The 5,906-nt window shown below is 67.4% G+C and carries 5 protein-coding genes; 2 read left to right on the forward strand and 3 right to left on the reverse strand.

The features are described from left to right. Window positions 1-413: 413 nt before the first annotated feature. The 3 genes from LH128_RS22985 to lptB form a co-directional block, all read right to left on the reverse strand. Window positions 414-1,100 carry an energy transducer TonB gene (locus tag LH128_RS22985; protein ID WP_008832086.1) on the reverse strand — a complete coding sequence of 229 codons (687 nt, stop codon included), beginning with the start codon at window positions 1,098-1,100 and terminating at the stop codon, window positions 414-416. Between the two features lie 181 nt (window positions 1,101-1,281). Next, the gene (rpoN, locus tag LH128_RS22990) at window positions 1,282-2,790 is read right to left on the reverse strand and encodes an RNA polymerase factor sigma-54 (protein WP_008832087.1); all 1,509 of its coding nucleotides are present in this window, start codon (window positions 2,788-2,790) and stop codon (window positions 1,282-1,284) included. Between the two features lie 131 nt (window positions 2,791-2,921). Continuing rightward, window positions 2,922-3,707: an LPS export ABC transporter ATP-binding protein gene (gene lptB, locus LH128_RS22995; protein WP_008832088.1), complete on the reverse strand. Its 786-nt coding sequence runs from the start codon at window positions 3,705-3,707 to the stop codon at window positions 2,922-2,924. A 208-nt stretch (window positions 3,708-3,915) separates the two neighbouring features. Between lptB and LH128_RS23000 the strand changes: the two genes are divergently transcribed. Together LH128_RS23000 and LH128_RS23005 are read left to right on the forward strand one after the other, a co-directional pair. Beyond that, window positions 3,916-4,359 carry a hypothetical protein gene (locus LH128_RS23000; RefSeq protein WP_327195244.1) on the forward strand — a complete coding sequence of 148 codons (444 nt, stop codon included), beginning with the start codon at window positions 3,916-3,918 and terminating at the stop codon, window positions 4,357-4,359. Window positions 4,360-4,442: 83 nt separating this feature from the next. Beyond that, window positions 4,443-5,789: a TldD/PmbA family protein gene (locus LH128_RS23005; protein ID WP_008832090.1), complete on the forward strand. Its 1,347-nt coding sequence runs from the start codon at window positions 4,443-4,445 to the stop codon at window positions 5,787-5,789. Window positions 5,790-5,906: the final 117 nt, after the last annotated feature.

The following is a 5,906-nucleotide window of genomic DNA, read 5'->3' on the forward strand; positions in this document are numbered from 1 at the left end:
GCGGTGTAACCTTGTGCGGCCGTGGAGGTTCGGGCGGGACGTGGGAGTAATCTATCGGAGCGGGCGGTCTGTAGGAAAGCGGGCGAGCCGTAAGCGCCCCGTTGCACATCTTGTGTATCCTCCCTGTTGCGAAGCAATGGGGAGGGGGACCGCTCGCGTAGCGAGTGGTGGAGGGGGAGGAACCCCTCCGTCAGCCCTGCGGGCTGCCACCTCCCCATCGCTGCGCGACAGGGAGGATAAGCGGCCCCAAAAAATGGAAGGGCGGCCCCTGAAGACCGCCCTTGACCGGGGACACAATCACTAAACCCGCGTCCGCCCCACAAGTTCCCGCCATAATTGACGGCCGGAGCGGGCTCTGGTTGGCGGAACGAGCCACACCCCGGCCGGGCGACCCGAAGGCCGCCAAGGGCGCTTCAGTCGTTCGGGATCACCCAGCGGATGGTCCCGTCGTAAGTCCCTGCAGCCCTGCCGCCGGTGGCATCGCTCGCCGCATCGAAGCGGGCGCGCCGGGTCACGTTGCGGCAGGTCGCCGCATCGAGGCCGGGAAAGCCGCTCGACTGCGTGACCGTACAGCCCGACACGCGGCCATCGGCATCGATGGCGAGGCGGAAGCGCACCGTCCCGGTATTCCCTGCGCGAATGTCGGCGGTCGGGTAGTCGGCAGTGGTGACCCAGCCCGCGACATTTCCACGCGGCCGGGCGACCTTGGGCGTGAAACGGGCCGCCGGTTCGCTCGGCGCGGTGGAGGGCAGCACGAAGTCGCTGCTGAACTCGGTGGCGCCGCTTACCGGCATCGGATCGACGGTGACGCCGGTGATCGCAGCCTTGGGCGTGATGTCCAAGCGCGGCAGCGGCGCGCTGATCGGCGTGTCGCGCACCAGCTTCTGGTCCGGCTCTGCGGTCGGAGGTGGCGGCAGGTCCGGGGTGACAGGCTTGGTGGGGAAGAACTCGCTGGCAAGGTGCGGCGGCTTCTCCTTCTCGAAGAAGGTCACCGCGAAACCGTTGATCAGCGCCAGTGCCAGACCGCCCTGGATCAGGACGACGGCACCACCAGTCAGGGCCTTGCGTGTACTTCCGGAATTCCCGTCGACATAAGACATGGGCTTCTCCTCAACAGCGGCCCGTATCCTGCCGTTCACCGCAGGTACGGCACCGGTCAGCGAGAAGATAACACAGTCATAATTCTTGCAAATTACTTTTTACTAAACATGCCAAGTATTTAACAGGGCGCCCACATGATCAGAGTGGTTAGCATGCGCTGCATTGCAATAGCGCGCGAAATCAACGCGCGCCTGCGAGTGCCTTCTGGCGGCGACGCTGCACCGAACTGCCGAGCCCGATCGCCTCGCGGTACTTGGCGACGGTACGCCGGGCGAGTTCGAAGCCCTTGCCCTTCAGCAGGTCCACCAGCGCGTCGTCGGACAGGATCGCCTTCGCATCCTCGGCATCGATGAGTTGGCGGATCGCCGCCTTGACCGCCTCGGCCGAGGCCCCGCCCTCGCCGTCCGCCGAGGCGACGCCCGAACTGAAGAAGTACTTCAGCTCGTAAGTCCCACGCGGGCAATTGAGGAACTTGTTCGAGGTCACGCGGCTGACGGTCGATTCGTGCATGCCGATCGCTTCCGCCACCGCGCGCAGGGTCAGCGGTCGGAGGTGCGCGACACCCTTGCGGAAGAAGCCGTCCTGCTGCTTCACAAGTTCGGCCGCAACCTTGAGGATGGTCTTCTGCCGCTGGTCGAGCGCCTTGATCAGCCAGTTCGCATCCGCCAGCTTGTCCGACAGCCACGCGCGCGACGCCTTGTCGTCGCACTCGCCTTTCATTTCCACGTAGTAGCCGCGATTGACGATCAGCCGCGGCAGCGTCGCCTGGTTGAGCGCGATGTCCCAGCCGCCGTCGCTGCGCGCCGTCACCAGAATATCGGGCGTCACCGCGCCGCTCGGCTCGCCGCCGAAGCGCAGGCCTGGCTTGGGGTCGTAGCTGCGCAGTTCGGCGAGCATGTCGGCGAAATCCTCGTCGTCGACTCCGCAGATGCGCTTGAGGCGGGGCAATTCGCCCTTGGCCAGAAGGTCGAGATTGTCGATCATCTTGGCCATGAGCGGGTCGTAGCGATCCGCCTCGCGCGCCTGCAGGGCAATGCATTCGGACAGGCTGCGCGCACCGACGCCGGTGGGGTCGAGCGCCTGGACCAGCGCCAGCCCTTCCTCCATCTCGCCGGGATCGACGCCGAGGTCGCCCGCAAGTTCGGACAGGCTCACCGGCAGGTAGCCCGCCTCGTCGAGCTGGCCGATGATGTAGCGCGCGACGCCCTCGGTGAAGGGATCGCGCGCGACCGCGCCGACTTGCGCTTCGAGGTGTTCGGCCAGCGTGCCGCCGAGGGCCGCGCGTTCGTCGATGCCGGGGCCTTCCTCGCCGCCCGATGCTCCGCTGAGCCGCAGGTCCGCGCCCCATGTCTCGTCGCGGACGGCGCCGTCGCCGGTGTCGCGATCACGGTCGAGAGCGCCGGTATCGATGTCGAGCGGGCGATCGTCGGCAGCGCGGCCCTCGCCGATCAGGCGATCCACGCCGGACGTCTCCAGCGCCGTGACACGCGCCTCGGCGGGTGCCTCCACGGTCTCGGCGGCAGGCCCCTGGGCGCCCACGTCAAGAAGCGGGTTGGCGTCGAGCGCCTCTCCGATGAAAGTCTCGATCTCGAGGTTGGACAGCGCCAGCAGCTTGATCGCCTGCTGAAGCTGCGGCGTCATGACCAGCGACTGGCTCTGCCTGAGATCGAGGCGCGGCCCCAGCGCCATCGATCAGAGGTCCGTGCTGTGATCCTTCGGCAAGCTCAGGATGGGCGGGAAAAGGAAATCCACCCCCACCCCCGCTCGTGCTGAGCTTGTCGAAGCACCTGCACCACGATTGGCCCCGGCACGCCGAAGAATCACAACGTGAAGCCTTCGCCCAGATAAAGGCGCCGCACGTTCTCGTCCGCCACCAGCGCTTCCGGGCTGCCGGCGAAGAGCACCTGGCCGCCGTAGATGATGCAGGCGCGGTCGACGATGTCGAGGGTCTCGCGCACGTTGTGGTCGGTGATCAGCACGCCGATGCCGCGCGTCTTGAGATCGCGCACGAGGTCGCGGATGTCCGAGATCGACAGCGGGTCGATGCCCGCGAACGGCTCGTCCAGCAGCATGATCGAGGGCTTGGCGGCCAGCGCGCGCGCAATTTCGCAGCGGCGGCGTTCACCGCCCGAGAGCGCCATCGCCGGGCTGGTGCGCAGGCGGGTCAGGCCGAATTCGACGAGCAGGCGGTCAAGCTCGGCCTGCCGCACATCGCGGTCGGGCTCGTTCAGTTCGAGCACCGCGCTGATGTTCTGCTCCACCGTCATGCCCCGGAAGATCGAGGTTTCCTGCGGCAGATAGCCCAGACCCAGGATCGCACGGCGGTACATCGGCAGGCGGGTCACATCGACCCCGTCCATCAGGATACGCCCGGAGTCGGGCCGGACCAGCCCCATGATCGAGTAGAAGCACGTCGTCTTACCCGCGCCGTTCGGCCCGAGCAGGCCCAGCACTTCGCCCTTCGCGACCGAAAGCGAAATGTCGGTGAGCACCGCGCGCTTGTCGTAGCTCTTGGCGATCGAGATGACCTCCAGCCCGCCACGCTCCGCCAGAAGTGCGGAGTCGGTGGCTGCGGGGCCGTGATCCTGCTGAAATTCTGCCGTCATCGCCGGGCACTTACCGCAGGCAGGCACGCCCCCGCAAGACGGCATTTCCGCTTAGGCGACGCGACTGGCAGGATTCGTGCATGACTCGGGGGAAATCGGACTGCGGAGCCCTTCGCACTTGCGGAATCTGGAACTGAACTTGTCATGAACGCCTTTCGGTGATGTACTCAGCATCAAGAGGTCGAGGAGAATCGCCCTTATGGACAGGATGACGGACCATGCAGCGCACCAGCCGGTGCGAGGTTCCAGTTCCCACCCCGAGCAGTCGCACTCGGGATCATACGGCGGACCGGTGACGGATTCGCCAATTGCAGGCGCTCAGGTCAGCGACTGGCGCCGCAAGATGAGCGACCACATCGCTTATGCGCTGCTGGTCTACACGGCGCTGCAGATCTTCGTTACCATCGGCGCGCTCAAGGCGCATGGCGGCTCGCTGTTGCCGTACTTCGCGCTGGTGATCCTCGTTGTCGCGATCATCCCGGCGTGCCGCCGCTTCGAAGCGCGCTGGAACGGGCTGACCGACGAACAGGCGCACGACCCGGCCCTCGCGCCTTATTACCGGCGTGACCGGCTGGCGCTGTGGCTTCTGGCGATCGGCCTGCCTTTCGCCCTCACCGCACTGTTCAAGGGACTGGCCCTCCTCTTCGCCTGATCGCAACTCCCGTTTGCCCTTCGCCTGCACCGCGACTAGGGCAAGGCCGCAAGTTCGGCTTTTTATCGGGAGTTTTACAGGTCATGCTCAGTCCGGATCAGGCAAGGGACCGCGCGCTTGACCTCGTGGAGCGCGCCCGCCGCGCCGGGGCCGAGACCGCCGACGCGGTCTATGGCGCCAGTTCCTCCGAAGGCATCCAGGTCCGCCTCGGCAAGCTGGAGGACGTCGAACGCTCCGAAAGCGAGCACATCGCGCTGCGCGTCTTCGTGGGCAAGCGCTCGGCCAGCATCGGCTCGTCCGACCTCTCCCCTGCCGCGCTCGACGAACTGGCCGCCCGCGCCATCGACATGGCCCGCGCCGCGCCCGAGGACGCTTATGCCGGCCTCGCCCCCGAGGACGTGCTGACGCGCGGCCCCTGGCCCGACCTCGACCTGATCGACGCGCACGAGCCCAGCCCCGAGGCCCTGCGCGAAGCCGCGCTGGAGGCCGAGGACGCTGCACGCGCGGTATCCGGCATCACCAATTCCGACGGCGGCACCGCCAGCTTCGGGCACGGCGTCTTCGCGCTCGCCACCAGCCACGGCTTTTCCGGCGCCTACGGCTCGACCAGCCATTCGCTGAGCGCTTCGGTCGTCGGCGGCGACGGCTCGGACAAGCAGCGCGACAACGCCTGGCGCAGCACGCACCACCATGCAGACCTGCCCTCCCCCGCCGAAATCGGCCGCCTTGCCGGGGAGCGCACCGTCGCCAAGCTCGGCTCCGGCAAGCTCAAGAGCGGCGCCATGCCGGTGATCTTCGACCCGCGCGTGTCCAGTTCGCTGGTCGGCCACCTGCTCGGCGCGATCACCGGCAGCGCCATCACGCGCCGCTCCAGCTTCCTGCTGGAAAAGCTGGGCGAACAGATCTTCGCCCCCGGCATCCTGATCGCCGACGATCCGCACACCCCGCGCGGCCTGCGCTCGCGCCCGTTCGATGGCGAGGGCCTCGCCACCTCGGCGCGCAATGTGGTCGAGGACGGGCGCCTGACCGGCTGGCTGCTCGATTCGGCCTCGGCGCGGCAGTTGAACCTTGCGCCGACCGGCCACGCCGCGCGCAACGGCGGCGGCGCGCCGGGCGTATCGACCGGCAACGTCCACCTCGCGGCGGGGACGCTGTCGCCCAAAGAACTGATGGCGGACGTGAAGGACGGGGTCTACGTGACCGAATTGATCGGCCAGGGCGTCAACGGCGTCACCGGCGACTACAGCCGCGGCGCCGCGGGCTTCCGCATCGTCGATGGCGAGTTGGCCGGGCCGGTGGCGGAGTTCACCGTGGCGGGCAACCTGCTGCGCATGTTCGCGCAGCTGACGGCGGCGAACGACCTCGAATGGCACCGCGCGATCAACGTGCCGACGCTGCGCGTGGACGGGATGACCGTGGCGGGGGATTGATTCCCTCGCCGGTACGCATCAACGCCTCAAACAAACCCCGTCATCCCAGCGAAAGCTGGGACCGCTGGCCGTGAAAAGCCCAACTCTCGTTCGGATGCCCTGACGATAGTTGGCCGT

Origin of the sequence: Sphingomonas sp. LH128 (assembly GCF_000293195.2) — a bacterium.
Classification (GTDB): domain Bacteria; phylum Pseudomonadota; class Alphaproteobacteria; order Sphingomonadales; family Sphingomonadaceae; genus Novosphingobium; species Novosphingobium resinovorum_A.

What these genes read in the sequence shown, in the direction of transcription:
- LH128_RS22985 (WP_008832086.1), bottom strand. Translation starts at nt 1,100, where the DNA reads ATGTCTTATGTCGACGGGAATTCCGGAAGTACACGCAAGGCCCTGACT.
- rpoN (WP_008832087.1), bottom strand. Translation starts at nt 2,790, where the DNA reads ATGGCGCTGGGGCCGCGCCTCGATCTCAGGCAGAGCCAGTCGCTGGTC.
- lptB (WP_008832088.1), bottom strand. Translation starts at nt 3,707, where the DNA reads ATGACGGCAGAATTTCAGCAGGATCACGGCCCCGCAGCCACCGACTCC.
- LH128_RS23000 (WP_327195244.1), top strand. Translation starts at nt 3,916, where the DNA reads ATGACGGACCATGCAGCGCACCAGCCGGTGCGAGGTTCCAGTTCCCAC.
- LH128_RS23005 (WP_008832090.1), top strand. Translation starts at nt 4,443, where the DNA reads ATGCTCAGTCCGGATCAGGCAAGGGACCGCGCGCTTGACCTCGTGGAG.